The organism is Pseudoduganella sp. jia 9 (assembly GCF_055502615.1).
Map to the genome: position 1 here is coordinate 301971 of NZ_JBUPWE010000005.1, position 25439 is coordinate 327409.

At 64.9% G+C, this 25439-nt stretch carries 26 protein-coding genes and 1 tRNA gene; 7 read left to right on the forward strand and 20 right to left on the reverse strand.

The window, feature by feature from the left end:
* Positions 1-112: 112 nt before the first annotated feature.
* From ACY34H_RS07780 to ACY34H_RS07795, 4 genes are all read right to left on the reverse strand, one after another.
* Positions 113-436 carry a rhodanese-like domain-containing protein gene (locus ACY34H_RS07780; protein WP_464976913.1) on the reverse strand — a complete coding sequence of 108 codons (324 nt, stop codon included), beginning with the start codon at positions 434-436 and terminating at the stop codon, positions 113-115.
* A 9-nt stretch (positions 437-445) separates the two neighbouring features.
* The gene (locus ACY34H_RS07785) at positions 446-1099 is read right to left on the reverse strand and encodes a protein-L-isoaspartate O-methyltransferase family protein (protein ID WP_464976914.1); all 654 of its coding nucleotides are present in this window, start codon (positions 1097-1099) and stop codon (positions 446-448) included.
* Between the two features lie 146 nt (positions 1100-1245).
* Positions 1246-1878 (reverse strand): TetR/AcrR family transcriptional regulator, encoded by a 633-nt coding sequence (locus tag ACY34H_RS07790; RefSeq protein WP_464976915.1) that lies wholly within the window; start codon positions 1876-1878, stop codon positions 1246-1248.
* Between the two features lie 115 nt (positions 1879-1993).
* On the reverse strand, positions 1994-2215 hold the full coding sequence (locus ACY34H_RS07795) for a hypothetical protein (RefSeq protein ID WP_464976916.1): 222 nt from the start codon (positions 2213-2215) through the stop codon (positions 1994-1996).
* 128 nt (positions 2216-2343) lie between these two features.
* Here ACY34H_RS07795 and ACY34H_RS07800 point away from each other — a divergent pair, with 128 nt between their 5' ends.
* Together ACY34H_RS07800 and ACY34H_RS07805 are read left to right on the forward strand one after the other, a co-directional pair.
* Positions 2344-3588, forward strand: a complete 1245-nt coding sequence (locus tag ACY34H_RS07800) for a DUF445 domain-containing protein (protein WP_464976917.1) — start codon at positions 2344-2346, stop codon at positions 3586-3588.
* Positions 3589-3632: 44 nt separating this feature from the next.
* The gene (locus ACY34H_RS07805; protein ID WP_464976918.1) at positions 3633-3890 is read left to right on the forward strand and encodes a YkgJ family cysteine cluster protein; all 258 of its coding nucleotides are present in this window, start codon (positions 3633-3635) and stop codon (positions 3888-3890) included.
* A 5-nt stretch (positions 3891-3895) separates the two neighbouring features.
* Here ACY34H_RS07805 and ACY34H_RS07810 read toward each other — a convergent pair whose 3' ends face one another.
* The 5 genes from ACY34H_RS07810 to ACY34H_RS07830 all read right to left on the reverse strand — a co-directional run bounded on the left by ACY34H_RS07810 (position 3896) and on the right by ACY34H_RS07830 (position 10966).
* A complete protein-coding gene (locus ACY34H_RS07810) occupies positions 3896-4951 on the reverse strand; it encodes a LacI family DNA-binding transcriptional regulator (protein WP_464976919.1) in 1056 nt (351 codons plus the stop codon).
* A complete protein-coding gene (gene gudD, locus ACY34H_RS07815) occupies positions 4951-6279 on the reverse strand; it encodes a glucarate dehydratase (protein WP_464976920.1) in 1329 nt (442 codons plus the stop codon). The genes ACY34H_RS07810 and gudD overlap by 1 nt, the downstream gene beginning before the upstream one ends.
* An 8-nt stretch (positions 6280-6287) precedes the next feature.
* The gene (locus ACY34H_RS07820) at positions 6288-8516 is read right to left on the reverse strand and encodes a glycoside hydrolase family 3 N-terminal domain-containing protein (RefSeq protein ID WP_464976921.1); all 2229 of its coding nucleotides are present in this window, start codon (positions 8514-8516) and stop codon (positions 6288-6290) included.
* Positions 8513-10402, reverse strand: a complete 1890-nt coding sequence (locus tag ACY34H_RS07825; protein WP_464976922.1) for a glycoside hydrolase family 2 protein — start codon at positions 10400-10402, stop codon at positions 8513-8515. Before ACY34H_RS07825 ends, ACY34H_RS07820 begins: the two co-directional genes overlap by 4 nt.
* A gap of 216 nt (positions 10403-10618) precedes the next feature.
* Positions 10619-10966: a hypothetical protein gene (locus tag ACY34H_RS07830; RefSeq protein ID WP_464976923.1), complete on the reverse strand. Its 348-nt coding sequence runs from the start codon at positions 10964-10966 to the stop codon at positions 10619-10621.
* A gap of 292 nt (positions 10967-11258) precedes the next feature.
* On the opposite strand from ACY34H_RS07830, the gene ACY34H_RS07835 reads away from it, so the two are divergent.
* Positions 11259-12092, forward strand: a complete 834-nt coding sequence (locus ACY34H_RS07835; protein ID WP_464976924.1) for an undecaprenyl-diphosphate phosphatase — start codon at positions 11259-11261, stop codon at positions 12090-12092.
* 61 nt (positions 12093-12153) lie between these two features.
* Complete coding sequence (gene recQ / locus ACY34H_RS07840) at positions 12154-13974, forward strand: DNA helicase RecQ (protein ID WP_464976925.1); 1821 nt, start codon at positions 12154-12156, stop codon at positions 13972-13974.
* Here recQ and ACY34H_RS07845 read toward each other — a convergent pair whose 3' ends face one another.
* Positions 13975-14934 carry a helix-turn-helix domain-containing protein gene (locus ACY34H_RS07845; RefSeq protein WP_464976926.1) on the reverse strand — a complete coding sequence of 320 codons (960 nt, stop codon included), beginning with the start codon at positions 14932-14934 and terminating at the stop codon, positions 13975-13977. It abuts the gene before it with no gap.
* 149 nt (positions 14935-15083) lie between these two features.
* Here ACY34H_RS07845 and ACY34H_RS07850 point away from each other — a divergent pair, with 149 nt between their 5' ends.
* Positions 15084-15995: a DMT family transporter gene (locus ACY34H_RS07850; protein ID WP_464976927.1), complete on the forward strand. Its 912-nt coding sequence runs from the start codon at positions 15084-15086 to the stop codon at positions 15993-15995.
* Positions 15996-16007: 12 nt separating this feature from the next.
* On the opposite strand, the gene trmB is transcribed toward ACY34H_RS07850, so the two are convergent.
* Positions 16008-16688 carry a tRNA (guanosine(46)-N7)-methyltransferase TrmB gene (trmB, locus tag ACY34H_RS07855; protein WP_464976979.1) on the reverse strand — a complete coding sequence of 227 codons (681 nt, stop codon included), beginning with the start codon at positions 16686-16688 and terminating at the stop codon, positions 16008-16010.
* Between the two features lie 141 nt (positions 16689-16829).
* On the opposite strand from trmB, the gene ACY34H_RS07860 reads away from it, so the two are divergent.
* Both ACY34H_RS07860 and ACY34H_RS07865 read left to right on the forward strand, forming a co-directional pair.
* On the forward strand, positions 16830-18011 hold the full coding sequence (locus ACY34H_RS07860; RefSeq protein ID WP_464976928.1) for a GAF domain-containing sensor histidine kinase: 1182 nt from the start codon (positions 16830-16832) through the stop codon (positions 18009-18011).
* 29 nt (positions 18012-18040) lie between these two features.
* Positions 18041-18544, forward strand: coding sequence for a hypothetical protein (locus tag ACY34H_RS07865; protein WP_464976929.1), 504 nt, complete (start codon positions 18041-18043; stop codon positions 18542-18544).
* Here the strand turns inward: ACY34H_RS07865 and ACY34H_RS07870 are convergent.
* The 9 genes from ACY34H_RS07870 to ACY34H_RS07910 all read right to left on the reverse strand — a co-directional run bounded on the left by ACY34H_RS07870 (position 18508) and on the right by ACY34H_RS07910 (position 25358).
* Positions 18508-18849, reverse strand: a complete 342-nt coding sequence (locus ACY34H_RS07870; RefSeq protein ID WP_464976930.1) for a hypothetical protein — start codon at positions 18847-18849, stop codon at positions 18508-18510. The genes ACY34H_RS07865 and ACY34H_RS07870 overlap by 37 nt on opposite strands.
* An 81-nt stretch (positions 18850-18930) precedes the next feature.
* Complete coding sequence (locus ACY34H_RS07875; RefSeq protein WP_464976931.1) at positions 18931-19113, reverse strand: DUF3606 domain-containing protein; 183 nt, start codon at positions 19111-19113, stop codon at positions 18931-18933.
* A gap of 116 nt (positions 19114-19229) precedes the next feature.
* Positions 19230-20009 (reverse strand): DUF2971 domain-containing protein, encoded by a 780-nt coding sequence (locus ACY34H_RS07880; RefSeq protein WP_464976932.1) that lies wholly within the window; start codon positions 20007-20009, stop codon positions 19230-19232.
* 135 nt (positions 20010-20144) lie between these two features.
* Positions 20145-22181: a TonB-dependent receptor gene (locus ACY34H_RS07885; RefSeq protein ID WP_464976933.1), complete on the reverse strand. Its 2037-nt coding sequence runs from the start codon at positions 22179-22181 to the stop codon at positions 20145-20147.
* An 88-nt stretch (positions 22182-22269) separates the two neighbouring features.
* Complete coding sequence (locus ACY34H_RS07890; protein WP_464976934.1) at positions 22270-22599, reverse strand: hypothetical protein; 330 nt, start codon at positions 22597-22599, stop codon at positions 22270-22272.
* A gap of 97 nt (positions 22600-22696) precedes the next feature.
* Positions 22697-22770, reverse strand: a tRNA-Gly gene (locus ACY34H_RS07895).
* A 72-nt stretch (positions 22771-22842) separates the two neighbouring features.
* On the reverse strand, positions 22843-23415 hold the full coding sequence (locus ACY34H_RS07900) for a DUF308 domain-containing protein (protein ID WP_464976935.1): 573 nt from the start codon (positions 23413-23415) through the stop codon (positions 22843-22845).
* 154 nt (positions 23416-23569) lie between these two features.
* Positions 23570-24154, reverse strand: coding sequence for a TetR/AcrR family transcriptional regulator (locus tag ACY34H_RS07905; protein ID WP_464976936.1), 585 nt, complete (start codon positions 24152-24154; stop codon positions 23570-23572).
* 166 nt (positions 24155-24320) lie between these two features.
* Positions 24321-25358 (reverse strand): TraB/GumN family protein, encoded by a 1038-nt coding sequence (locus tag ACY34H_RS07910; protein WP_464976937.1) that lies wholly within the window; start codon positions 25356-25358, stop codon positions 24321-24323.
* Between the last annotated feature and the right edge of the window lie 81 nt (positions 25359-25439).

Genomic DNA, 25439 nt, shown 5'->3' on the forward strand with positions numbered 1-25439 from the left:
GTTAAAAAACACCGAGTGGTAAAAAACCAGTCGTCAAGTCTTTGTATTGGCCTTGCTGCTTCGCTTGGCCTTATTGCTTTTCCCGGCCGCCGCTCCTGGTACCAGCTACTCCTCAGTACTTCGGCATCGATTCATCCACCTGCAATGCCCAGGCGTGCACGCCGCCCGTCAGATTCGTCACCTTTGCAAAGCCATGCCGCTCCAGGAACGCGGCCACCTGCAGGCTGCGCGCGCCGTGGTGGCAGATGCAGACGATTTCCGCCTCTTCGTCCAGGTCGTCGATGCGGGCCGGGATGGTCTGCATCGGCATCAGGGTCGCACCTTCGATATGGCAGGTGTCGAATTCCCAGTTCTCGCGCACGTCCAGCAGGAACGGGCGCGCGCGCTTTTCATCGGCCAGCCAGGCGGCCAGCTCCGGAGCGGTAATCTGTTGCATCGCCGGCTTTCAGAAAGTGAAGTGCGACGGCGTGACGGCAGCCTGCAACGGCTTCACGTCGGTTTCAAACAGCTTCTTCGTGTCGTAGCTGGTCTCGCCGGTGCGGGTGATCAGGTGCGCGGACATGACCGGCGATTCGCCGATGATGGCCAGGATGCGGCCTTCAGGTTTGATCTGCTGCAGCACGGTTTCCGGCAGCACCGGCAGTGCGCCGGCAAACACGATCACGTCGAACGGTGCGCCGTTGCTCCAGCCCTGGGCGCCGTTGCCCAGTTCCACGGTCACGTTGGTGATGCCGGCGGCAGCCAGGTTCTTCTGCGCCATGTCTTTCAGTTCCGGATCGATCTCCACGGCCGTCACGTGGCGGGCGCGGTGCGCCAGCAGCGCGGTCAGGTAGCCGCTGCCCGCGCCGACCAGCAGCACGTTCTCATGCTTCTTCACGTGCACGTCCTGGGCGATGCGCGCTTCGATCTTCGGGTTCAGCATTGCCGAGCCGCCCGGCAGCGGAATGGAAGTGTCGACGAAAGCCAGCTTGCGGTAGGCTTCCGGCACGAAATTCTCGCGTTTAACGACCATCAACAGATCGAGGATATCGGTGTCCAGCACGTCCCAGGGACGAATCTGCTGTTCGATCATATTGAATCGGGCTTGTTCGATATTCATCTTTTAGACTTTGGTGAAGGAATAAGAATCCGTCATTTTATCGTTGAACTGGTCTGGACGGGATATTAACGATAGGGACGGTATAAGGCAGGAAATTGCGACAGTCTGCAGTTTGGCGGGGTTGAAGCTACGAAAACATTGCTGTTTCAGGCAGGGCGCGCCATGCCGCGCTCGACCAGGCCAAGGTACGCATCCATGAATGCTTCGGGATCGACCGGGCTGCAGCAGGGGTCGAAGCTGTGTGCCCACAGCATCAGCATCGTGACGGGGGCCGTCAGCACGCGTGTCATGATGGCGGCATCGACCGGCACGAATTCGCCCCGCTCCACGCCGCGCTGGACGATCGACGTGATCAGCGCCGAACCGCGTTCGATGACTTCCTCATTATAGAACCGGGCGATTTCAGGAAAATTGCCGGCTTCGGCGACCATCAGCTTGGCCAGCCCGGAGGCCCGCGTGGACGTGACATCGGCCCACCAGCGCCGCAGCATGACGCGCAGCAGTTCGCCGCAGGAAGTGCTGTCGGCGGCGGCAAAATCGCTTTCCGCCTTGCCGATCACTTCCACGATGTTCTGGCGGACCACCGCCTTGAACAGTTCTTCCTTGTTTTCAAAATAGAGATACAGCGTGCCTTTCGACACGCCGGCGCGGCGGGCCACGTCTTCCAGGCGGGTGGCGGCGTAGCCGCGATCCACGAACAGGTCCAGCGCGGCGGCCAGCAATTCCTGCGGCCGGGCGTCCTTGCGGCGCTCCCAGCGCGGTTTCGGGTCGGATTGCATATGAGGCGGTGATTGAACTGCTTGCGTAACTACTCGCGTTACTGCGTGCTACTTACTTTCGGGTCATTAAATGATAGACCTGCACTTTAGCAACGTCAAGACGCGGCACCTGGCCTCAAGGGCGATGGGTGATCCGGCTGCGCTGTGGGTTGGCGGAAAACTCGGCGCCGCGGCGCACCGTTTCCAGCTGGCCGGACGGGAATTCCTGCTCGTGTTCGCCTTCGTCATCGTTCCAGCGGCAGACGATCGCGTCGCCGCGTACCGCGATGACGATCATCTGCTGGTGCCAGCCTATCGGCCGCACCGCGTCGCCTGCTTTCGGTCGTTCGCGATCCATGATCCCCTCCCGTCATGACCTCCTGGAATGCGTGCATGGTAATCCAGGGCGCCGCATCGTGACGTACCGAACGGTATTGCCACGCGGGGCCGACGTATCATCGACCCCTGTCTTTTGCCGGGAGAACAGTGTTGCCGTCCAGGGATCCGCTCACACGGCTGCGGCGCATCCGCCGCATCGCCACCTGCCTGCTCGCCGCGATGGCCGGCGTATTCGTGGCCGCCCGGCTGCTGCAACCCGACTATCCGTGGCTGGGCTTCGTGGCGGCGTTTGCCGAAGCGGCGATGGTGGGCGGCCTGGCCGACTGGTTCGCCGTTACCGCCTTGTTCCGCCACCCGCTCGGCCTGCCGATCCCCCATACGGCGATCATCCCCCGCAACAAGGACCGGATCGGCGCCAACATCGCCGAATTCCTCGAACATAACTTCATCACGCCGGAAGTGGTGCGAAACGAGCTGAAGGACGTCGACCTGTCCGGCATCTGCGCGCGCTGGCTGGCGGACGACGCCAACAACCGCGCGGTGGCCGAGCGCATCGTCGGCACCATTCCGGCCGTGCTGAACATGATCGAAGACCGCGACGCGGCCACGTTCGTCGGCGGCACGCTGGCGTCGAGCCTGAAGGACGTGAAGCTGGCGCCGCTGGCGGGCCAGGTCCTGTCCGTGCTGGTGGCGAACGGCCAGCACGTGCGGCTGCTGCAGAAGGTGCTCGGGCTCGTCGCCAGCGCACTGGAAGAGAATCGCGGCTATATCCGGCAAAAGGTGCACGAGCACAGCCCGAAATGGATCCCGAAGATGGTCGATGAAAAGTTCTACGAGCGGCTGATGGACGGCATCCAGAGCATTCTCGACGACATGGCCGACGAACAGGGCGAATGGCGCGAGCGCTTCCACGTGGCGGTCACGGAGCTGATCGCCAGGCTGGAGGAATCGCCCGAGTACGAAGCAAAATTGCGCGGCCTGCTGGCGCGCGGCCTGACGCACCCGCTGTTCCGCGAATACGTGTCCGGCGTGTGGAGCGAATTGCGCACCCGGCTCTTGGCCGCCAGCGAATCGCCGGAATCGCGCCTGCTGCTGCGCACGCAGGGCGCGCTGCGCATCTTCAGCACGGCGCTGGCCCAGAACGAGGCGGTGCGGACAAAACTGAACGACTGGCTGAAAAGCTTCGCCGCCGAAGCGATCGTCGAGCGGCGCAGCCTGATCGTGGCCGTGGTGCAGAAGGTGATCGACAAGTGGGATGCCGAGACGATCTCGCAGAAGCTGGAGACGCAGGTGGGCAGCGACCTGCAGTTCATCCGCATCAACGGCACGCTGGTCGGCGGTGTGGTGGGGGTGCTGCTGTATGCCATTTCACTGCTGCTGGGCGGGCATTGAGCGGGGTACAATAGCCGGCTTGCCTTCCCTGCTCTTGCCCGCCGATGAACTGCCGCGACCATTGCGGTGCCTGCTGCACCGCGCCCTCCATCACCAGCCCGATCCCCGGCATGCCGAATGGCAAACCGGCCGGCGTGCGCTGCGTGCAGCTCGACGACGATAATCGCTGCCGCGTGTTCGGCAAGCCGGAACGGCCGGCGTTCTGCGGCGGCTTGCAGCCATCCGTTGAGATGTGCGGAGAAAACCGCGAGCAGGCGATGGTATGGCTGGCGGAGCTGGAGCGGGCCACCGCTCCAGCGTAAGACCGTTACGTGGTCGCCCGCTCCACGATCGTAAACCCCACGTCGCGCACGGGCTCCGCCACCACCAGCCCCTCGGCGCGCTGCATGATGTACTGCGCGGCGGTATGCCCGATCAGCGTGCCGTCGACCCGCACGGAAGTCAGTGCCGGATGCAGCTCGCGCGACATGGCGAGGTCGCCCAGCCCGATGATGGCCAGCTGCTCGGGAACGCGGATGCCCTGCGCCTGCGCTTCCGTCAGCACGCCGAGCGCCACCATGTCGGAGCTGCAGAAGATCGCGTCCAGCGTGGCATCCTTGGCAAGCAGCGCGCGCAGGCCCTCGCGGCCGCTGGCAACGGAGCTGGGAGCCGGCACGACGTGCGTCGGCACCACGCCCGCGCCCAGCGCCTGCGCCGCGCTGGCGAAGGCATTGTTGCGCCGGATCGCGCGTTCGTCGTTGGCGCTGATGCAGGCCATCTTGCGGCGGCCTCGCGCGTGCAGGAACTGCGCCACGGCGCTCCCCACCTTGTCATGCGAGAAGCCGACCAGCATGTCGACCGGCGTGGGCGTCAGGTCCCAGGTCTCGACGACGGGAATGCCGCTGGCCACCAGCCGGCGCCGCGCCAGCGTGGAGTGCATGATGCCGGTGAGGATCACGCCATCCGGGCGGCGCCCGATGATGGTTTCCAGCAGCGCATCCTCGCGCGAGCCGTGGTAGCCGGACTGGCCCAGCATCATCTGGTAGCCGTTGGCCGCCAGTGTCTCGGTCAGCGCCTGCACGGTTTCCAGGAACACCGAGCCGGTAATCGTCGGCACCACGGCGGCCACCAGCCGCGAGCGGCGCGACGCGAGGCCGCCGGCCAGCAGGTTCGGCACGTAGCCGGTGCGCTCGACCGCATCTTTTACGCGCCGCAGGATTTCGTCCGACACCGCGTCCGGCGTGTTCAGCGCGCGCGACGCGGTGATCGGTGCCACGTTGGCCAGCCGCGCCACGTCGCGCAGCGTCAGCCCGAGGCCCTTGCGGCGCCGGCGCTTGCCGGCCGCGTTGTCGGCGTCCTTGTCCTTCTCCCTTTCGTCGGCCATCAGCGCACCAGGCACGGGCGTTTGCTGTCGAACTGCCAGCCGGGAATCAGGAACTGCATCGCCGCCGCGTCGTTGCGCGCGCCCAGGCCCATGCCCAGGTAGCGCTGGTGCGCCGCTTCCACTTCATCCATGTCCAGCTCCACGCCCAGGCCGGGCTTCTTCGGCACGTCGACCAGGCCCCCGACGATCTGCAGCGGCTGTTTCGTCAGGCGCTGGCCATCCTGCCAGATCCAGTGCGTATCGATCGCCGTGATGTTGCCCGGCGCCGCCGCGGCCACGTGCGTGAACATCGCCAGCGACACGTCGAAGTGATTGTTCGAATGCGAGCCCCACGTCAGGCCGAACGCCTGGCAAAGCTGGGCCACGCGCACGGAACCCTGCATCGTCCAGAAATGCGGATCGGCCAGCGGGATCGTCACCGATTGCAGCGCGATCGCATGGCTCATCTCGCGCCAGTCCGTGGCGATCATGTTGGTCGCCGTCGGCAGGCCGGTGGCGCGGCGGAACTCGGCCATCACTTCGCGGCCCGAATAGCCGTTTTCCGGGCCGCACGGGTCTTCGGCATAGGCCAGCACGTCGCCTTGATCGCGGCACAGCCGGATCGCATCCTTCAGCAGCCAGCCACCGTTCGGATCGAGCGTGATGCGCGCTTCGGGGAAGCGTTCGGCCAGCGCGGTGACCGCCTCGATCTCCTCCTCGCCGCGCAGTACGCCGCCCTTCAGCTTGAAGTCGCGGAAGCCGTAGCGTTCGTACGCCGCTTCGGCCAGCGCCACCACCGATTCCGGCGTCAACGCTTCTTCGTGGCGCAGACGGCTCCACGCGTCCGGCGCATCCGGTTCGCTGGCATACGGCAGGTCGGTCTTGTGCTTGTCGCCGATGTAGAACAGGTAGCCCAGCATCGGCACCTGGTCGCGCTGCTGGCCCTCGCCCAGCAGCGCCGCCACCGGCACGCCGAGGAACTGGCCCAGCAAGTCGAGCATCGCGCATTCGATCGCCGTGACCGCGTGGATCGCCACGCGCAGGTCGAAGGTCTGCACGCCGCGGCCGCCCGCGTCGCGGCTGGCGAACGCCGTGCGGGCCGCATTCAGTACCGCGTTGTAGTCGCCGATCGCGCGGCCGACGATCAGCGCCTGCGCATCTTCCAGGGTCTTGCGGATCGCTTCGCCACCCGGCACTTCGCCGACGCCCTGCCTGCCTGCGCTGTCGGTAAGGATCAGCAGGTTGCGGGTGAAGAACGGCGCATGGGCACCGGAGAGGTTCAGCAGCATGCTGTCGCGCCCCGCCACGGGAATGACGCGGACGGAGGTAATGACGGGGGTATCGCTCATGTTTTCTTTCATTGCAGGTGTAAAGTGGTTTCCAGTCGGATGTCGTCCGAGGCGCTGCCGACCATCAGCTTGAATTCGCCTGCTTCGGCGCCCCATTTCAGTTCATTGTTGAAGAACGACAGCGTGTCGCGGTCGATGGTGAACGTGACGCGGCGCCGCTCGCCCGGTTGCAGGTGGACCTTGGTAAAGCCTTTCAGTTCCTTGAGCGGACGAACGACCGAGGCCACGGTATCGCGGATGTACAGCTGCGCGATCTCGGTGCCGGCGACCTTGCCCTTGTTCTGCAGCTCGAACGACAGCGTGGCCGTCTGGCCCGGCCGCAGGATCGTGCGGTCCAGCTGCACGCCCGAGTAGCCGAATTCCGTGTAGCTCTTGCCGTGGCCGAACGCATAGCGCGGCGTGTTGGGCGAATCGATGTAGGCGGAGCGGTAGACGATGTCTTTCTCGTCGGTGACCGGACGGCCCGTGTTGTACTGCGCGTACGAGATCGGGATCTGGCCCAGGTTGCGCGGGAACGTGGCGGGCAGCTTGCCGGACGGGTTGTAGTCGCCGAACAGCACGTCGGCCACCGCGTTGCCGCCCTCGGAACCGGGGAACCAGGCGTACAGGATGGCATCGGCATGATCGGCGATTTCATTGAAGATCATCGGCCGTCCGGCCAGCAGCACGGCGACGACCGGCTTGCCGGTGGCCTTCAGCCGCTGGAACAATTCGGTCTGCCGGCCGGGCAGGCCGATATCGGTGCGCGACTTGGCTTCGCCGCTCAGGTCCCAGGTTTCGCCGATGGCCAGCACGATCACGTCGGCCTTGCTGGCGGTGGCGACCGCGGCATCGAATCCCTCGGCGGACGGGCAGCCCGGCGCGCAGGCGCTGGAGTAGCTGATCTGCGCGCCTTGCGCATGGTTGCGAATGCCGTCGACGATGGAGACCACTTCGCCGCGCACGTCCGACACCACCCAGCCGCCTTCCAGGTCGCGGCGCGAATCGGCCAGCGGGCCGATGACGGCGATGCTCCTTGCATTCTTCGCCAGCGGCAGTACATTGCCGTCATTCTTCAGCAGCACCAGCGACTTGCGCGCCACGTCGCGCGCGATGGCGCGGTGCCGCGGATCGGCCAGCACGGCCTGTTCGCGCTGCGCGTCCGAGAACCGGTACGGATCGTCGAACAGCCCCATCTCGAATTTCTTGCGCAGGATGCGGCGCACCGCATCGTCGACGTTCTTCTGCGGCACCTTGCCATCCTTGACGGCCTGCGCCAGGTGGGCGATGAAGGCTTCGCCTTCCATGTCCATGTCGCTGCCGGCATTGATCGCCTTCACGGCCGCGTCGGACAGGTCCTTTGCATAACCATGCATCACCATCTCTTTTACCGAAGCCCAGTCGGACACCACGAAGCCTTTGTACTTCCACGCGCCTTTCAGGATATCGCGCTGCAGCATCGCGTTGCCGGTGGCAGGTATGCCGTTCAGCGTGTTGAACGAGTTCATGAATGTGGCCACGCCCGCATCGACGGAAGCCTTGAACGGCGGGAGGTAGACTTCGTGGAGCTGCTGCAGGCTCATGTCCACCGCGTTGTAGTCGCGGCCGGCAACCGCGGCCCCGTAGGCGGCGAAGTGCTTGGCGGTGGCCATCACGCGGTCGGTGGCGCCCAGCTTCGCGCCCTGGAAACCGCGCACCCGGGCCGTGGCGATCTTCGATCCCAGGTAGGTATCCTCGCCGGCGCCTTCCATCACCCGGCCCCAGCGCGGGTCGCGGCTGACATCGACCATCGGCGCGAACGTCCAGTGGATACCGGCCGATGCCGCCTCGCGCGCGGCGACCTGCGCCGACTGCTCGATCGCTTCCAGGTCCCACGACGCCGCTTCGCCGATCGGCACCGGGAACACGGTCTTGTAGCCGTGGATGACGTCCAGCCCGAACAGCAGCGGGATCTTCAGCCGCGACTGCAGCGCCAGCGCCTGCGCTTCGCGCGTGTCCTTCGCGCCCTTGATGTTGAGCATCGAGCCGACATTGCCGGCCCGGATCTCCGTGTTCTGGCTGGCGCGCTTGGCCGCTTCCGGCCCGGTGGCCTCGGCGCCGGACAGCTGGTGCAACTGGCCCACTTTTTCCTGCAGCGTCATCTGCTTGAGCAGGGCGTCCACCTTGCGGTCGATTGCATCCTGGGCAAACGCGGGTGCCGATAACGGAATCAATGCAGCGATCAGCGATGCGGCAAGCGCGATGGGTCGTAACGTCATCGACGGTTCTCCTGTTGATATTGTTGGTATTGTTGCTGCTTCTTGTCGTAGTACGCCTTCAGCGTATGGAAGGCCTGCTTGCGCTTGCCCGTCTGCGAGATCAGGCCCTTGCGGTTCCAGAAGTCCTGGAAATACGGATGCGGGCGGCGCGGCGAGCGGAAGTCCACCAGCACCCATGGGGTGATACCGCGCAGGCCGGGAATCGCCTCGAGCATCCTGAACTGGTTTTTGTACAGCTGGTCCTGGTACTCCTCGCTCCAGCGCGTATCGGCATCGCCATGGAAGCCGCCCAGCGCATCGGCGCCGAACTCGGTGATCATCACCGGCTTGTCGTACGGGATGTTGAAGTGGAAATCCAGCATGTCCTTGTTGCTGGCCCAGTACCAGCCGGCGTATTCGTTGAAGCTGGCCAGATCGAGCTTTTCCGCCAGCGGGTCTTCCACCGTCACTTCCTTGCCGTTGCGGTGTACTTCCAGCGCGGCGCCCACCAGGCGCGTGTCGTCCAGCGCGCGCACGGTGTCGGCCAGCGTGAACATGAAGGCATTGCGCGGCTCGCTGACCGGCGTTTCGTTGCCGATCGACCAGACCACGACGCTGGCGCGGTTCTTGTCGCGCACGACCAGGTCTGTCAGCTGCTGCCGGGCGTTGCGCAGGGTGGCCGGGTTTTGCCAGGAGATCGTCCAGTAGACGGGCACCTCGGCCCAGACCATCAGCCCCATCTCGTCGGCCAGGCGGATCATTTCCTCGCTGTGCGGGTAATGCGCCAGCCGCACGTAGTTGCAGTTCATGTCCTTGGCCCACTGCAGCAGCATGCGCATGTCGCCGGCACCGCGCAGCCGGCCCGGGATCAGCGGGTTTTCATCGTGGATCGAGACGCCGCGCCAGAACGTCGACTTGCCGTTGAGGAGGATGTCCTTGCCCCTCGTCTCGATGGTGCGGAAACCGATGCGGTCGCTGATCCTGTCGCTGCCGGCGGCGATCGTCACGCCGTACAGCTTGGGGTCTTCCGGCGACCAGTAGCGCAATGTGCCGACGGGGATGCGGAGCGCGGCGCGGCCGTTCGCATCGGTGCGCACCGTCGCCGACAGGTTCGCTTCGGGGATGGTGACGGTGATTTCCTGGTCTTTCCGGTTGCCGTCGAGCTGCACGTATCCCTCGATGCGGCGCGCATCGCCCTTCGCCAGCTGCACCTTGTAGTCGGCGATGTAGGTGGCTGGCACCTCGGCCAGCAGCACGTCGCGCGTGATGCCGCCGTAGTTCCACCAGTCGGTGGAGACGGTGGGAATCTCGTCCTGGTGGCGCTTGTTGTCGGCCTTCACGACGACCGTGTTGGCGCCCGCGGCCAGCTTGCCGGTGACTTCGAACTGGAACGGCGTGAAGCCGCCCTTGTGGCTGCCCAGCTTCTTGCCGTTCAGGTAGACGTGCGCTTCGTAGTTGACGGCGCCGAAATACAGGAAGTAGCGCTTGCCGCCCTTCGGCGCGGCGGTGAACTTCTGCCGCATCCACACGGTGCCTTCGTAGAATTCCAGTCTGGCGTCCTGCGAGTTCCAGTCGCCCGGGATGGCCAGCGTGGGCGAGCCGTCGAAGCTGTACTCGACAATGTCGCCCTTGTCCTTCGGCTGCCGGTCGTCGTAGTAGCCGCCAGTTCCCTTCCCGGATTCGTCGTACGGCTTGCGCCGGTAGTCGTAGTAGCCCGTCTCGTAGGGATCGACGATGTAGTGCCAGCGGCCGTCCAGGTTCTGGTGGGTGCGACCGTAGATGTTTTGTAACGTCTGGTGCTGCAAAGTCTGGTTCTGCGGCGCCGGAGCCGGCGGGGCGGGATCGGCAAACGCCAGGCAATGCCATGCCAGCGCGGCCACTGCGACAGCGGAAAAACGGTTCAGCATCGGGTCTCCATTATTTTGTTATTGGACGCTTTTCGGAACGCTTCTGTGACGCACTCGTGGTACCGCTACCAATTTTTGTGAAAATAGTAAGCTGGGCGGTGCTGAAAGTCAAAGCAAAAAACGCGCGTGATCGCAATGCATGCAATCGCGCGCGCTGGCGGCTTGAACGGGAGAATATGCGCCCGATGCAATGGCGGGAAACGCTTGCGGCGCCAGCTATTTTGCCGCCATCGGGAATCCGGGCAGCGCCAGCGACGCGCCGCGGCCGTTCCACCCCAGCCAGCAGTATGAAATCAGCTGGATGGCCACCAGGGTGCCGAGCGGCACGGCCAGCAACGCGGGGAATGCCAGCACAAGCGTCAACACGCGAGCCCAGTTTTTCGCCTGCGCGGCGCCCCACCCCATCACTGCATGCGCGGCCGACAGCGCCGCAGCGCTTGCCGGAAGCTGCCAGCCGATCTCGATGCCGAGCAGTGGCCCGGCAACGAGCAGTGCAACACACGGCAACGCATAGCAGCCGGCGAAAATGAAGTGAGCGCGCGCCGCCTTGGTGTGGTTTTTCATGGTTGCCTCCTGGAGAAGATGGAAGGTCATCTTTATCCAGAAGGAAATTTTATTTATTGATTTATAACATTATTGCCAACTGTATATTGTTGAAGTACGACAGCACACCACGAAGATGGCCGGCGGAGGCAGGCAAGACTTAGCAAGGACTTAATTCCATCGGGTATCCGGGCGGCGCCCACTGGAAAGGCCGAGCTCCATATGTTGTCGAGGTCGCAACGTGTTAAGCTTCGGCGCGCGCGCTTTTGCACATCTTTCCTGCGCCTTTCCCACTACCCTCCTTGCTACACACATGGATATCGTTCTCGCGTTGAAGGCCCTGATCATGGGCCTGGTCGAAGGTTTTACCGAATTTCTGCCCATCTCATCCACTGGTCACCTGATCCTGACGGCAAGCCTGCTGGACTTCACCGGCCAGAAAGTAAAAGTATTCGAGATCGCGATACAGGGCGGTGCGATGCTGTCGGTGATCTGGGAATACCGGGTGCGCATCGGCACCGTGCTGGCCGGCCTGGCCTCCGATCCGAAGGCGCGGCGCTTCATGATGAACGTGGTCATCGGCTTCTTCCCGGCCGCGCTGCTGGGCCTGTTCTTCAGCGGCCTGATCAAGGAAAACCTGTTCGCGCCGGTGCCGGTGGCCGCCGCGTTCATCGTCGGCGGCCTGGTGATCCTGTGGGTCGAGCGCCGCGCCCGGAACAACCCGGTCTCCGTGCGCATCCACTCGGTCGACGACATGACGATGGCCGATGCGTTGAAGGTGGGCTGTGCCCAGGCATTCGCGCTGATTCCCGGTACCAGCCGCTCGGGCGCCACCATCATCGGCGGCATGATGCTGGGCCTGTCGCGCAAGGCGGCAACTGAATTCTCTTTCTTCCTCGCCATTCCCACGCTGCTGGGCGCCACGTTTTATTCCTTGTACAAGGAACGCGCACTGCTGTCGGCGGCCGACCTGCCGCTGTTCGGCATCGGCTCGATTTCCGCGTTCGTTTCCGCCTTCCTGTGCGTGCGCTGGCTGCTGCGTTATATCAGCACGCATGACTTCACCATCTTTGCGTGGTACCGTATAGTGTTCGGCATCGTGGTTCTCGCCACCGCCTATACCGGTACCGTTGCCTGGGTCGACTAGATTCCCTAGACGCTGGCAGCAAACCCGGGCCGAATCTCATCCCGGGTTTTAAAGCATATCAATGGATCAACTGGACATTTCCCAACGCGCCCTTCACCTGCTCGAATCGGTCTTCGGCTATTCGGCCTTCCGCGGCCAGCAGGCAGAAATCGTCGAACAGGTCGCCAACGGCGGCGATGCACTGGTGCTGATGCCCACCGGCGGCGGCAAGTCGCTGTGCTACCAGATTCCCGCGCTGCTGCGCGACGGCGTGGGCGTCGTGATTTCGCCGCTGATCGCACTGATGCAGGACCAGGTGGATGCGCTGGCCGAAGTGGGCGTGCGCGCCGCTTTCCTCAATTCCACGCAAACGTGGGAAGAAACCGCCCGCATCGAGCGCATGGTGCGCACCGGCCAGCTCGACCTGGTCTACGTGGCGCCGGAACGGCTGATGACGCAGCGCTGTTTCGACCTGCTGCAGGATTCGCAGATCGCGCTGTTCGCGATCGACGAGGCGCACTGCGTGTCGCAATGGGGCCATGATTTCCGGCCCGAGTACATCAAGCTGTCGGTACTGCACGAGCAGTTCCCCGGCGTGCCGCGCATCGCGCTCACGGCCACGGCGGACCAGCAGACCCGCGCCGAGATCGCGCACCGCCTCGATCTCACCAACGCCGCGCAGTTCGTTTCCTCGTTCGACCGCCCCAACATCCGTTATTCGATTGTCGAAAAGACCAATGGCCGCAAGCAGCTGCTGGACTTCATCGGCGGCGAACACACGGGCGATTCGGGCATCGTGTATTGCCTGTCGCGCAAGAAGGTCGAGGAAACGGCCGAGATGCTGAACGAGAACGGCATCCGTGCGCTGGCTTATCACGCCGGCATGGACCATGCGAAGCGGGCGGCCAACCAGGCCCGCTTCCTGCGCGAGGAAAACATCGTGATGGTGGCGACGATCGCGTTCGGCATGGGTATCGACAAGCCGGACGTGCGCTTCGTGGCCCACCTCGACCTGCCGAAAAGCATCGAAGGCTATTACCAGGAGACCGGCCGCGCGGGCCGCGACGGCATGCCGGCCAGCGCCTGGATGGCCTACGGCCTGCAGGACGTGGTGCTGCAGCGCCGGATGATCGACGAATCCGAGGCGGACGAGGATTTCAAGCGCGTGCTGGGCGGGAAACTCGACGCGATGCTGGGCCTGTGCGAAACGCTGTCCTGCCGGCGCGTGCGGCTGCTGGATTATTTCGGCGAGGCGTCGTCGCCATGCGGTAACTGCGATACCTGCCTGATCCCGCCCGTGTCGTTCGACGGCACGGTGCCGGTGCAGAAGCTGCTGTCGACGATCTACCGCGTCGACCAGCGCTTTGCCGCCACCCACGTGATCGAAGTGCTGCGCGGTGCGGAAACGGAACGCATCAAGACGTGGCGCCACGACCAGCTGTCGGTATTCGGCGTCGGCGCCGACCGCAGCGAGCAGGAATGGCGCGCCATCCTGCGGCAGGTGATCGCGCTGGGCCTGGTCACCGTCGACCACGACCAGTACATGTCGCTGAAACTGACCGACGCCGCGCGCCCGGTGCTGAAGGGTGGCCAGAAAGTACAGCTGCGGCAATACCAGAAACCGGTGAAGGTCAAGCGCGGCTCTGCACCGAAGGGCTACGTGGAGACGGATCTCGATTCGGCGGAACAGATGATCTTCGAACGCCTGCGCGCCTGGCGGATGGGCGCCGCGCGCGAGCACAACGTGCCGGCCTACGTGATCTTCGTCGACGCCACGCTGCGCGAGATCGCCAAGGCAAAGCCCATGTCGCTGGACGACCTGCGCGGCGTTTCCGGCGTGGGCGAGAAAAAACTTGCCTCGTACGGCGAAGAAATCGTTCGCCTGATCGGCGACCTTACCTGATCAGCATCTGAGCGCACTGCGCCACAGCCCCGGCGGCACGCCCGTGGCGGCGCGGAAGCGGTGGCTGAAGTGGGACACATCGGCATACCCGCATGCATCGGCCACCTGCTGCAATGGCAGCGTGCCCGTCTTCAGCAGCACCTTCGCGCGGTCGATCCGGCGTGCCGCGATCCAGGCGGAAGGCGGCATGCCGAACGACCTGCGGAACATCCGCGCCAGGTGGAATTCCGACAGGCAGGCCAGGTCGGCCAGCCGGCCAAGCGTGATGGCCTCGTGCAGGTGCGTCTCGATCCAGTCCGCCAGGCGGCGCCGCAGGTAAGGCGCCAGCCCGCCTTTCAGCCGCAGGTCCGGGCGCACAGTGGCCTGGTCGCGCAACAGCTGCGACAGCGCCTCGTGCGTGATCTCGTTGGCGCGCAGCAGTCCGTCGCCACCCAGCCAGGGCGCTTCGAGCAGCGATTCGCACAGGCGCGCCAGCGCCGGGTTGTCGAAATAGGTACGGTCCTGCAGCATCAGCTCGCGCGGTTCGCGGTCCAGTTCGACCACGGCGCGGCGCGTGAAATGCTCGGGCATGAAATAGATGTGCATCAGCCGCAGCGAATCGCGCACCATCCAGCGCGACTCGTGCCAGTCCGGCAGCGAACATAAACGATGCGGTGCCCCGAACTGCCCCGGCGCATCATTGCGCTCGACGCTATAGCCGCCGGTCAGGTAGCACGACAGCGTATGGTGGCCGGGCTCGCTGTACACGGTGAGCTGCTCGTCCGTATGGCGCTCCCACACGGCCGCCGCCAACCCATCGCCCAGCCACGCAAAGCGCTCCAGCCTGGCGTCGGTGCCGCTCATCGTGCGAAACACCGCATGCCCCATCGCATCGCGCGGCGCCGCCGCCAGCGCCGCCCGCGCCGCGGGAGCCAGGCGGCTGTCGTCGATCGGGCCGGCAAGTAGAGAGTCGAGATTCATGGGGAAAAGTCTAGCACCCTCAGGCGCTCCGCCAACCACCCGGCCTGCCAAATGCGCAAGACCAGACAACCAGCCTCCGATCCCACCGCGCAATATTGCCCAAAACCGGGGTCAGACCCCGAATTTTGGAAACTTTTTTGGATGTGGACATGAATGCTCTTCTATACGTAACAACAGTACTGATCTGGGGTACCACCTGGATCGCGATCAAGCTGCAGCTGGGCGAGGTGCCGGCGCCGGTGTCGATCGCGTGGCGGTTCTGGCTGGCGGCGGCGGTGCTGCTGCTGATCCTGGTGGTGACGAGAAAGCCCGTCTGGCCGCCGCGCCGCGCGTGGCGCTATCTGGTGGCGCAGGGCGTGGCGCTGTTCTGCTGCAATTTCCTGTGTTTTTACTATGCCAGCGCGCACGTGCCGAGCGGCCTGGTGGCCGTGGTGTTTTCCACCGCGCCGGTGTGGAATGCGATCAACGGCCGGCTGTTCCTGAAGCGACCGATCCGTGGCACGGTGATGGGTGGCGCGGCGCTGGGCCTGGGCGGCATCGCCCTGCTGTTCCTGCCGCAGATGCAGGGCCACTGGAACGACGGCAATATGCTGGCGGGAATGGCGCTGGCGCTGCTGGGCACGCTGTGCTTTTCGGCGGGAAACCTGCTGTCGTCGCAAATGCAGGCGCTGGGATTGACACCGTGGCTGACGAACACGTGGGCCATGTTCATCGGTGCCGCCGTCCTCACGCTGGGCGCGCTGGCGCTGGGCATGCCGTTCCGTGTCGAGTCGACGCCGCAGTACGTGGGCTCGCTGCTGTACCTGGCGATTCCCGGCTCGGTGATCGGCTTCACGGCTTACCTGCTGCTGGTGGGGAGGCTGGGGCCGGACCGCGCCGCTTACTGCACGGTGCTGTTCCCGGTGGTGGCGCTGACTGTGTCGTCGGTCTACGAGGATTACCGGTGGAGCGCCATGGCCCTTGCCGGGCTGGCGCTCGTCATCGCCGGCAACCTGCTGGCATTCCTGCCGGCGAAAACAAAAGCGCCGGCCGCCGCGGGAGCGGTGCCGGCGCGATCATGACAGCGATCCGACTTACTTCTTCGTAAACACCAGGTCCCACACGCCGTGGCCCAGCTTCAGGCCGCGGTTCTCGAACTTGGTCAGCGGGCGGTAGGCCGGCTGCGGCGCGTAGCTGTCGGCCGTGTTCCGCAGGCCTTCTTCGGCGGACAGCACTTCCAGCATCTGCACCGCGTAGTCTTCCCAGTCGGTCGCCAGGTGCAGGTAGCCGCCCGGCTGCAGGCGGTCGACCAGCAGCTTCACGAACGGTGCCTGGATCAGCCGCCGCTTATTGTGGCGGGCCTTGTGCCACGGATCGGGGAAGAACACGTGCACGCCGGCCAGCGTGCCGGCCGGGATCATGTTGTTCAGCACCTCGACCGCATCGTGCTGGATCACGCGCAGGTTCGCGATGCCTTCCTCGCCGATCAGTTTCAGCAGGCTGCCCACGCCCGGCGTATGCACTTCGACGCCGATGAAATCCTTATCCGGCATGTGTTTCGCGATGTGCGCGGTGGTCTGGCCCATGCCGAAACCGATTTCCAGCACGACCGGCGCCGTGCGGCCGAATGCGGCCGCGGTATCCAGCGGCGCCTTGGCATACTCGATCATGAATTGCGGCCCCAGGTCGTTCAGCGCGCGCTCCTGCGCGGTGGACAGGCGGCCGGCGCGCGTCACGAAGCTCTTGATGCGGCGTTCGGTCGGGTCGTACAACATGGACCGCGCGGGGCCCTTCGGTGGGGTTTCGGAAGACATGGAACTTTGCTGAAAAAAAGGGCGATTATAGCAGTTGCGCCCCTGCCGGACGCACCCCTTGGTCTGCTACACTTTCCTTCCAAACACCTTTTCGGGACGAACATGACGCAAGCATGGCCGCCGCCGGTCCAGGCAGTCCAGGCACTGTCATGCGTACCGGATATTCTCTCCGTCATGGCCGAAATGACGGGCCTGCGCTTCGTCTGCGTGGCGCACGTGACGCCGACCAGCTGGACCACCTGCGCGGTGCTCGACCAGCTCGGCTTCGGCCTGCAGCCGGGCGATCCGCTCGATGTCACGACCACGCTGTGCGACAGCGTGCGCAAGGCCGATGCCGTGATCGTGATCGACCATGTCAGCCAGGACGACCTGTTCCGCAACCACCCCTGCCCGCGCCAGTACGGCTTCGAAAGCTATATCTCGATTCCCATCTACGACGTCGGCGGGCAGTTCTTCGGCACGCTGTGCGGCCTGGATCCGCGGCCGCTGGTGCTGTCGGATCCGAAGACGGTGAAATCGCTGCAGCTGTTCGCGCAGCTGATCTCGAAACAGCTGGAAGCGGAACGGCGCCACGCCGGCCGGATTTCCGAGCTGACTGATGAAAAAGCCACCGCCCTGCTGCGCGAGGGCTTCATCGCCGTGCTGGGGCACGATATCCGCACGCCGCTGTCGTCGATCCTGCACGGTGCGCAGATCCTGCAGCGGCGTGGCGGCGACGACACCACGCTGACGATCGCCCGCACCATCCAGCGCAGCGGCCAGCGCATCGGCCGCATGATCGAAGACGTGCTTGATTTCGCCCGCGGCCGGCTGGGCGGCGGCATCGCGCTGGAGCTGGAGCCGGTGACCGACCTGGCCGATGCGCTGGCGCACGCCGTCGTCGAATGCCAGAGCGAAAACCCGCAGCGCGCGATCGCCAGCGATATCGCCATCCCGTGCACGGTGTGGTGCAACCGCGACCGCGTGGCGCAACTGCTGTCGAACCTGCTGGCGAACGCGCTGCGCTATGGCGAGGCCGGCACGCCGGTCCGCGTGACCGCCCGCGTGGAAGACGGCAAGTTCCGGCTGGCCGTGGCCAACGAAGGCGAGACGATCGCGCCGGAAAAACTGGGCAAGCTGTTCCAGCCCTACTGGCGCGACGACGACAGCCAGCCACGGCGCGGCCTCGGCCTGGGGCTGTACATCGCGTCCGAAATCGCCCATGCCCATGGCGGCATGCTGCACGTGGTCTCGCGCGACCGCCATACCGAATTCACTTATTCGGCGCCGGCCGGGCTGCGATAATAGCGGCCCGCCCATTTCCGGACCGATCCGTGCAACAAGCCCTCAACATTGCAATCATTCTCGTGGCGCTGCTGGCGCTGTATTTCCTGCTGAAGGGGCGCCCGAAGCCGGCAGCCTGGCAGGGGCATCCCACCGGCGGCTCCTACACGCCGGTACCGGATGGCGAACCGGTGCGGCACTGGTCCGACGGCGGCCGCTTCGAGCTCGAAGTAGTCGGCGAATCACGCTACCGCGACACGATCCGCGCGCTGGCCGGCGAGCATGGCGATGCCAGGGCGGATGCGCGCCACCCGGCGCTGCTGCTGCCGGACGACGCCAATCCCTACGAGGACAAGGCGGTGGCAGTGTTCCTGTCCGGCAGCATGGTGGGCTACCTGGCGCCGAAGGATGCGCTGGCGTTCCGCCAGATGCTGGCGCGCCACGAGATCGACGGCAAGCCGACGTCCACCGACGCCGCGGTACGCGGCGGCGGCACGTGGGAAGGCAAGCGCCTTGCCTATTCGGTATGGCTGGATGTATCGCTGACCGGCTGAGCAGCGGCCTGCGCGAGTGGCTGAACGAGAGGCTGGGGAGCCGGGAGCGTCCCATCCTGCCGGACGGCGGCAATGCGTTCCTCGAGATGGCCGCCATCGATCAGTTCGCGTGCCAGCGCCCGCGCTTCGATCTCGGCAGCATGCTCGCGCTTGAACAGCGCCGGCGTGTCGATGACGATGGACGGCTCGAACGTGCGGCCCGTGTAACGGTGCGCCTTGATGTGGATGCGGCCGCGATAGCGCCCGGCCTCTTCGGCCACCTCGACGCTGTAGACGTAACCCTTTACCCAGATATCTTCGGTCATGCTACTTCGACAAAGTGAAAGCGCGGATGCTAGCACGCACGACCGGGGCCGCGCGCACGCTTGCTGTGGGGATAGCTACTGTCAAGCAGGTTTGCCCAGGTGCTCGCGCACCGCCTTGACGCTGGGGCCGGCATTCTTGACGGCCTGGCGCAACTCGTCCTCGGACAGGCCCAGCTCCTTCGTCCAGTACCGCAGCTCCCACTCTTCGTTGACGTTGATGCGGCTGCGATCTTGCGGGCCGCGATCCTGCAGGTTGTCCGACATGATGTTCTCCTTTCGTCCATGAAACTCACGACAAACGTCGTTCATGAAAGGATCACGTGCGGTGCATTACCGGTCGGTTAGATGACGCACCTTGGGGCAAGTCCGGTTCAAGCAATTTATCGCTCCAGCGGGCGAATATGCAGGCGGAATTCCTGCTGGTCCGGGTAAGCGCGCAGCAATTCCAGCGGTGCGCGGCGGCACCGGGCCCATTCGCGCACCAGATCTTCCGACTCCTGCGATGCGCTCGCGCCCAGCACGATGCCCGTCAGGGCTTCCGGCGCGAACTCCACCGGACCCGGCCCGTCGTAGCGGATCGCCCGCCACTCGCCTTCGTACAGCCAGTGCCGGCTCTTCATCAGGAAGGTCTTGGCCGCCATGTCCTCGTCGCGATCGCGGAATGGATTGATCAGCTCGCGGCGCGGCTCGTAGCCGATCGGCCGCGCGTCGCGCAGGAATGCCGCGCGGGCATCGAAGCGCAGGCAGATGCCGCGATGGCAGTCGGCATAGTGCGACCACATGAGGATATGGTCGCGCTCCGTGGACAGGCACAGCACGCCCACCTCCTCGGCCAGGATTCTCGAATGAAGCTGCTGTATCTTTTGCTGCCCCTGCGGCGAGCGCAGGTCGGTGGCGGGATCGGCCAGGATCTTTTCCAGCTCTTCCTCGCAGGCCCGCTCGGTCAGCTGCGGCATCTGCTTGCTGCACATGCGGCGGTAGTACGCCTTCATCTCGTCGAACGGCGCTTCGAAGGTAAACGCGGGCCGCGAGTCGAACGGATCGTTGAACGTGCACGGCGGCGCGAAGTAGATCGTGTTGCCGCACACGATCTGCCGCGCGAACTCGATGTCGCATTCGCTGGTGAATGGCCGGTATTTGTACAGGTGCTGCGGGGCCACGATTTTCCTTCCGCCGGGATGCCGAACGCTGATGACGAAATCTTAGCGAAACGGGCAGGACGGCGCGCACGGCCCCGCGGCTGGCGTGCTGTAACGAACGCTAGGGACTCCGGCGTAACCGAGAATCGGGCACCATCAGAACTTCGCGCGCACGCCGAACACGATGCCGCGGCCGGCCAGCGGCGCGATATCCTTCAGCACCGAGGTCGATACGCGGATCTCATCGTTCAGCAGGTTCTTCGCCAGCAGGAAATACGTCAGGTCGTAGGTGCCGGCCTTTTGCGTGTACGACAGGTTGGCGTTAAGCTGGTTGTAGCTGTCCGTCGGTGCGCCTTCGAACGACGCCAGCCGGTCCTGCCCGCGCGCATGCACCAGCGACAAACCGGCGCGCAGCGCATCCATCTTGTAGGCCAGCGAAGCACCGATGCGGTCGGCCGGCTGCAGCGGCAGGCTGCCGCCGGCATCGAGCTTGCCGCGCGACGTGTCGGCAAACAGCCGGCCGGACCAGCCGGCGCCATGCTCGTTATAGGTCAGCTCGGCCTCGGCGCCACGGATGGTGGCATTGGCCTGCTCGAAGATGCGCTCGCGCAGTTCCTCGCCGGGATTACCTTCCTCATCGACCAGCCTCCCGGTGACGTTACCGTAGATAAAATCGTCGACCTTGTTGCGGTACAGGTTCGCCTTCCACCGCACCAGCCCGCTCGTCTTCTGCACCGACAGCTCGACATTGCGCGACACCTCTTTTTCAAAGTCGGGATTGCCGATGTCGAACGTGACCGTGGCATCGTGCGGGCCATGCGAATACAGCTCCTCGGTGGCCGGCGCGCGCTGCGCATACGAGAACACGAGGCCGGCGGCATAGCCCTGCATGAACGGCCACTGCGCGCCGACCGAGCCGGACTTCAGGTCGAACGAACGGTCCAGCCCCGTGATGGGCTGGCGCTTCACGTGCTCGAGGCGGCCACCGGCGGACAGGCGCACCGGGCCCAGGTCCTTTTCCTCGACAAGGAAGCCGGCCTGCGACGTGGAGCGCGTGACGGGCACCGTGTCCGGACCGCCTTCCGCCGACAGCGCCGAAAAATGCGTGTTCTCGGTTTGCAGGCCGAACGTGCCGCGCCAGCCCGCCAACGGCAGGTGCGACAGTTCGACGCGGGTTTCGGTCGAGCGGTTGTCGAACACGACTTCGGGTGCATCGTCCTCGCCCAGTTCGGCGTGTTCGTAGGAGGTATGGCCGGCCTTGAACTTCAGGTTCTCGAACCCGGCGAACGGCGCCCTGACCAGGCCTTCGATGTCGTAGCGGGTCTGCTCCTGGTCGATGCGCGAGCCTTCGGCGCTGGGGATGCCGTACAGGTTCGTCAGGTGCGACACCGAGGTGCCGACATAACCCCAGTCGTCGACATACGATGCGCCGATGCCGGCATTGCGCTCGCGTGTAAAGGAGTTGGCGAGGCGGCCGGAACCCGAGTCCGGCTCGCCGATCGCGCGCGTGCCGGGGATCCTGTAGTCATCCGCGTTGCGCCAGTTGCCGTCCGCGTGCAGCGCGAACTTGCCGACCGAACCGTCCAGCGTGCCGGAAGCGTTCTTGCCCGTGTCGACACTGCTGTAGCGCGCCTCGGCCTGGCCGGTAAGCTTCGGCTCCAGCGTGGTGGGAATGCGTTCGTTGACGACGTTGACCAGCCCGCCGATCGCGCCGGAACCGTACAGCAGCGCCGCCGGGCCGCGCAGGATCTCGATCTGGCGCGCCACGGCGCCTTCGGCGGCCACCGCGTGATCGTTGGACAGGCCGGAGACGTCCGACACGGCCATGCCGTTCTCCAGCATTTTTACGCGCGGGCCTTCCATGCCGCGGATGATCGGGCGCGAGGCGCCGGCGCCGAACGCGGAAGCGGACACGCCCAGTTCCTGCGACAAGGTCTCGCCCAGCGAGCTGCCGGCCTTGTCGCGCAGCTCGTCGCCCTGCAGCACCTTGGCCGGGGTGAGGATCTGGTCGCCTTCGGCGCTACGGAAAGGATTGGCGGTGACGACGACCTGCTGGACCTGGCCGGTGCCTTGGGCGTCCGCCCCCTGCATGCCGGCGTTATCGGCGACAGCGGAAGATGAAATGGCGGCCAGGACGGCGCTGGCCAGCAGCGTTTTTTTCGTGCTCTTTGGGGTGTTCTTTGGAGTGTTCATGTGATGCGTACCTCGGGTATATGGAATGACGAGCCGCCGCCGCGCAAGTGCATGCGCGGCGGTTCAAGCGTGTAGTGACTTGTGCTGGTCAGGCCCGGGGCGGGGCGCGCGGCTGGAAGGCGCGAACGGCTTTGGCGATGGCCGGCCGCGCGGAGGCTTCCGGCGATGGCAGGTAGCCATTGCCGGGGACCTTGAAGTGATAATCGGGAACGCCGAGCCCATATGCCAGCTGGTCGGCCGAGAGGCACTGCGCGCACAGGCCATCCGCGGCGGGCGTCTGCTGTCCACCGTCATCGCTGCCCTGCAGTTGCTCCGTGCCGATGCGCTGCACGTGCGTATAGCCGTGCCCCAGCGCCAGCTGCTGGGAAACCAGGAGCAGCAGGGAAAGCAGCAATTGAATGACGACGCGCGAGGACATGCGGGTGTTCGGAAGGCTTTCGGTTGGCTGGCCCGCGGCTGGATATCTGGCCTGCGGGCTGGCTGCGAACATCGTGGATCTGATCTGGATGCGAATCTGGAGCGGGTGAAGGGGATCGAACCCTCGTCTTAAGCTTGGGAAGCTCCTGCTCTACCATTGAGCTACACCCGCGTCAGCAGCATTCTACGCGGCATCGCGGGCGGTTGACAACTTGCCGCGGGCGCGGCGGCGGCACCGGGTACCTCAGGCGCGCTTGCGCCGCCATTCGCCGGCGCGCAGCGACAGTGCCGATGCTAGGAAGTAGAACGCGCCGAAGCCGGCGTAGCCCACGAGGGACGCCACCGACGGCTCCGCCGGCATCTGCGCCTGGTAGATGAAGAACGCTCCCGCCAGCGCCGACTGCGCGCCGCTCAGGGCCATTGCCCACTGAGCCCCATGGTTTTTCCAGCGGCGCAGCGCAGTGCCGAGCTGCAGCAGCCCGGACAGGATGGCCCAGGCACCGAACACGCCCAGTACGCCATGCATGTCCGGCCACGTCACGGCGAGCATCAGCGCCACCACAATACTAACGACCACGTTCAGCAACTGCGTGCGGTTCGCCGCCAGCCCGCCGCTGCGCTTGCTGTCGATATAGTTGGCAACGGCATCCCAGGCGGGATAGCCGACGAGCAAGACCGCGCCCGCCGCGGCCGAGGCCTGCGCGACTGTGAGAACCGCGATGATCCATGCAATGGAAAACGCCGCGCGCATCAGGTAGTAGCGCTTCAGCCAGCTTTCAGGTGCCGCCTGGACGGATCCGGTGTGTTGTCGGGTCATGATATTTCTCCATTCGCAGAAGTTCAGTTATATACCTACTAGTTGGTAGGCAAGTTTACAAATCAAATCGCGTTTCCCTGGAAACGCGACGTCCAGCCCAGGCAACACCGGCAGCGTTCGCTTTTCACTGCCATAAAATGCGCTGTATCCACCGCTACGGCTGCGGCAGGTAACGGTCCAGCTGGCTTTCCGCCACCGTTGCAAACACGGCCACATCGCCATACGCCCGCGCCGACAGCATCGCGCCGTGGATCGTGGCCATGAAAATCTCCGCCTCGGTTTCCGGAGCATGCGTGCAGCGTATCTTTCCTTCGGACGCCCCTTGCCGGAACGCCGAGGCCATCCATCCCGACAGGAACCGGAAATAGGAACGCACCTCTACCGCGACCTCCTCGGGAAGGACCGGCAACTCGCCGGCCAGCAGCGCGCACACGCAAAACGGCGCACTCAGGTCGCCGATGCATCGCTCCCAGTGCCCGACATAGGCACGCAACTGTTCCAGCGGATCGGGAATGGCGTGCCGGAGATTGCCGAGCCCTTCTTCGGTAGCCTGGCGATGCTGCACGACCAGGGCCTTCACCAGGTCGACCTTGTTGGGGAAATGGTGATGGATGCTCGCCTTGCGGATGCCGACGACGCCGGCGATATCGGCATAGCTGAATGCGTTATAGCCGCCCGCGACGATCAGCGTGCGCGCGCAGGACAGGATTTCATCGGCAGTGTTGGACAGCTTGTTCATGCACACAGCCTACCTTCTAGTAGGTTGAGTGTCAAGCGCCGATTTTGCGCCGGTATGCACGGGTCGGCAAGCAAGAGCATTCACGCCTGCGGAATCAGAACGAAACCCCGGCCCGGGCATCGAACGCCCAGGCAGCCGGCACCGCGGCCAGGGTTCGTGCCGCACTTCAGTCCGGCTGCTCCACCGTATACCCCTTGCCCTGCAATTCGGCCAGGTAGCCATCCTTGGCAAGAATGTGCTTGATCGACAGCACGGCAAAGGTGGTCTTGTTGGCCGCCAGCGCCTTCTCGGCGGCGCCCAGCCAGGATGCGCGCATCTTGCCATCGATGCCGCCCAGTCCCTGTTCCTGCATGACCTTGCTGTTCTGGACTGCGTTCAGGCAGGCCGCCTCCTGTTCGGAAAAGTCGAGCGCGCGGATTGCCTCGATATCGCCTTTCGACCAGGCGTTGGCGCGGGCGCGCAGCGAGTCGAGGTCGGTTTCCAGCCGGTCGATGGTTTTCGTGAAGCAGGCCACGTCCTCGAGCGGGGTTTTCTTGAATTCGCGAAGGGCCTTGACGGGGCTGTCCAGTTCCATCCTGACCGTGGCCGACGTGACCTTCACCTTGTTCTGCTCGGCGATCCTGACCAGCTTGGCGGTCAGGTCCATGCGCTTCGACAGCCCGGCGGCGGCGCTGGCCTTGTTCGACAGCTCGCCGGCCGCGAACAGCGGGCGCTTGCGCTCGAAATCGTCGTCGTCCTTCAGGTACTTCTTGCGCAATGCCAGCCAGCGCTCGTGCGTTTCCTTCGGCACCAGGTCGCTCAGCACCTTGCCGTCCGGGTTGTCTTCCATGCCATACATGAACGGCAGCAGGGTCAGGCTGCGCAGCCAGCCCACGCCCAGGTTGGCACTGGCATCGGTAATCAGTTCCTGCGACTGCGCGATGATCCGTTCCACCTGCTGCGAGCGCCATTCCATGTCCTTCGGCAGCGGGCCGTAAGTGCCGAACACCCACAGCACGTGATCGTCCTTCGAGACCTTCCACAAGCCAGGGCCGGGTTTCTGGCCGACCACGAGGATCTGCTCCGGCGGCGTCTCAAGCACGGCGGCGGTTTCGCTCGAAGCCTCGGCGGCGGGCTGCGGCGATCCGGTCTGGGCCCAGGCCGACGCGGTCAGCAGGGAAAGGCAAAGTACGGGAACGGCAGCGGAAATGGCACGACGGGACATGGAGGACTCCTTGGTCTTGTTGTTGGCAAACCGGGCGCTTTCGTCGCGATGCGAAAGCTGGCTCATCGTATTGCAATTTCA

Bases quoted from the DNA above. Each gene is read 5' to 3' on its own strand.
- ACY34H_RS07780 (WP_464976913.1), bottom strand. From the start codon at position 436: ATGCAACAGATTACCGCTCCGGAGCTGGCCGCCTGGCTGGCCGATGAA.
- ACY34H_RS07785 (WP_464976914.1), bottom strand. From the start codon at position 1,099: ATGAATATCGAACAAGCCCGATTCAATATGATCGAACAGCAGATTCGT.
- ACY34H_RS07790 (WP_464976915.1), bottom strand. From the start codon at position 1,878: ATGCAATCCGACCCGAAACCGCGCTGGGAGCGCCGCAAGGACGCCCGG.
- ACY34H_RS07795 (WP_464976916.1), bottom strand. From the start codon at position 2,215: ATGGATCGCGAACGACCGAAAGCAGGCGACGCGGTGCGGCCGATAGGC.
- ACY34H_RS07805 (WP_464976918.1), top strand. From the start codon at position 3,633: ATGAACTGCCGCGACCATTGCGGTGCCTGCTGCACCGCGCCCTCCATC.
- ACY34H_RS07810 (WP_464976919.1), bottom strand. From the start codon at position 4,951: ATGGCCGACGAAAGGGAGAAGGACAAGGACGCCGACAACGCGGCCGGC.
- gudD (WP_464976920.1), bottom strand. From the start codon at position 6,279: ATGAGCGATACCCCCGTCATTACCTCCGTCCGCGTCATTCCCGTGGCG.
- ACY34H_RS07820 (WP_464976921.1), bottom strand. From the start codon at position 8,516: ATGACGTTACGACCCATCGCGCTTGCCGCATCGCTGATCGCTGCATTG.
- ACY34H_RS07825 (WP_464976922.1), bottom strand. From the start codon at position 10,402: ATGCTGAACCGTTTTTCCGCTGTCGCAGTGGCCGCGCTGGCATGGCAT.
- ACY34H_RS07830 (WP_464976923.1), bottom strand. From the start codon at position 10,966: ATGAAAAACCACACCAAGGCGGCGCGCGCTCACTTCATTTTCGCCGGC.
- ACY34H_RS07835 (WP_464976924.1), top strand. From the start codon at position 11,259: ATGGATATCGTTCTCGCGTTGAAGGCCCTGATCATGGGCCTGGTCGAA.
- recQ (WP_464976925.1), top strand. From the start codon at position 12,154: ATGGATCAACTGGACATTTCCCAACGCGCCCTTCACCTGCTCGAATCG.
- ACY34H_RS07845 (WP_464976926.1), bottom strand. From the start codon at position 14,934: ATGAATCTCGACTCTCTACTTGCCGGCCCGATCGACGACAGCCGCCTG.
- ACY34H_RS07850 (WP_464976927.1), top strand. From the start codon at position 15,084: ATGAATGCTCTTCTATACGTAACAACAGTACTGATCTGGGGTACCACC.
- trmB (WP_464976979.1), bottom strand. From the start codon at position 16,688: ATGTTGTACGACCCGACCGAACGCCGCATCAAGAGCTTCGTGACGCGC.
- ACY34H_RS07860 (WP_464976928.1), top strand. From the start codon at position 16,830: ATGACGCAAGCATGGCCGCCGCCGGTCCAGGCAGTCCAGGCACTGTCA.
- ACY34H_RS07870 (WP_464976930.1), bottom strand. From the start codon at position 18,849: ATGACCGAAGATATCTGGGTAAAGGGTTACGTCTACAGCGTCGAGGTG.
- ACY34H_RS07875 (WP_464976931.1), bottom strand. From the start codon at position 19,113: ATGTCGGACAACCTGCAGGATCGCGGCCCGCAAGATCGCAGCCGCATC.
- ACY34H_RS07885 (WP_464976933.1), bottom strand. From the start codon at position 22,181: ATGAACACTCCAAAGAACACCCCAAAGAGCACGAAAAAAACGCTGCTG.
- ACY34H_RS07890 (WP_464976934.1), bottom strand. From the start codon at position 22,599: ATGTCCTCGCGCGTCGTCATTCAATTGCTGCTTTCCCTGCTGCTCCTG.
- ACY34H_RS07900 (WP_464976935.1), bottom strand. From the start codon at position 23,415: ATGACCCGACAACACACCGGATCCGTCCAGGCGGCACCTGAAAGCTGG.
- ACY34H_RS07905 (WP_464976936.1), bottom strand. From the start codon at position 24,154: ATGAACAAGCTGTCCAACACTGCCGATGAAATCCTGTCCTGCGCGCGC.
- ACY34H_RS07910 (WP_464976937.1), bottom strand. From the start codon at position 25,358: ATGTCCCGTCGTGCCATTTCCGCTGCCGTTCCCGTACTTTGCCTTTCC.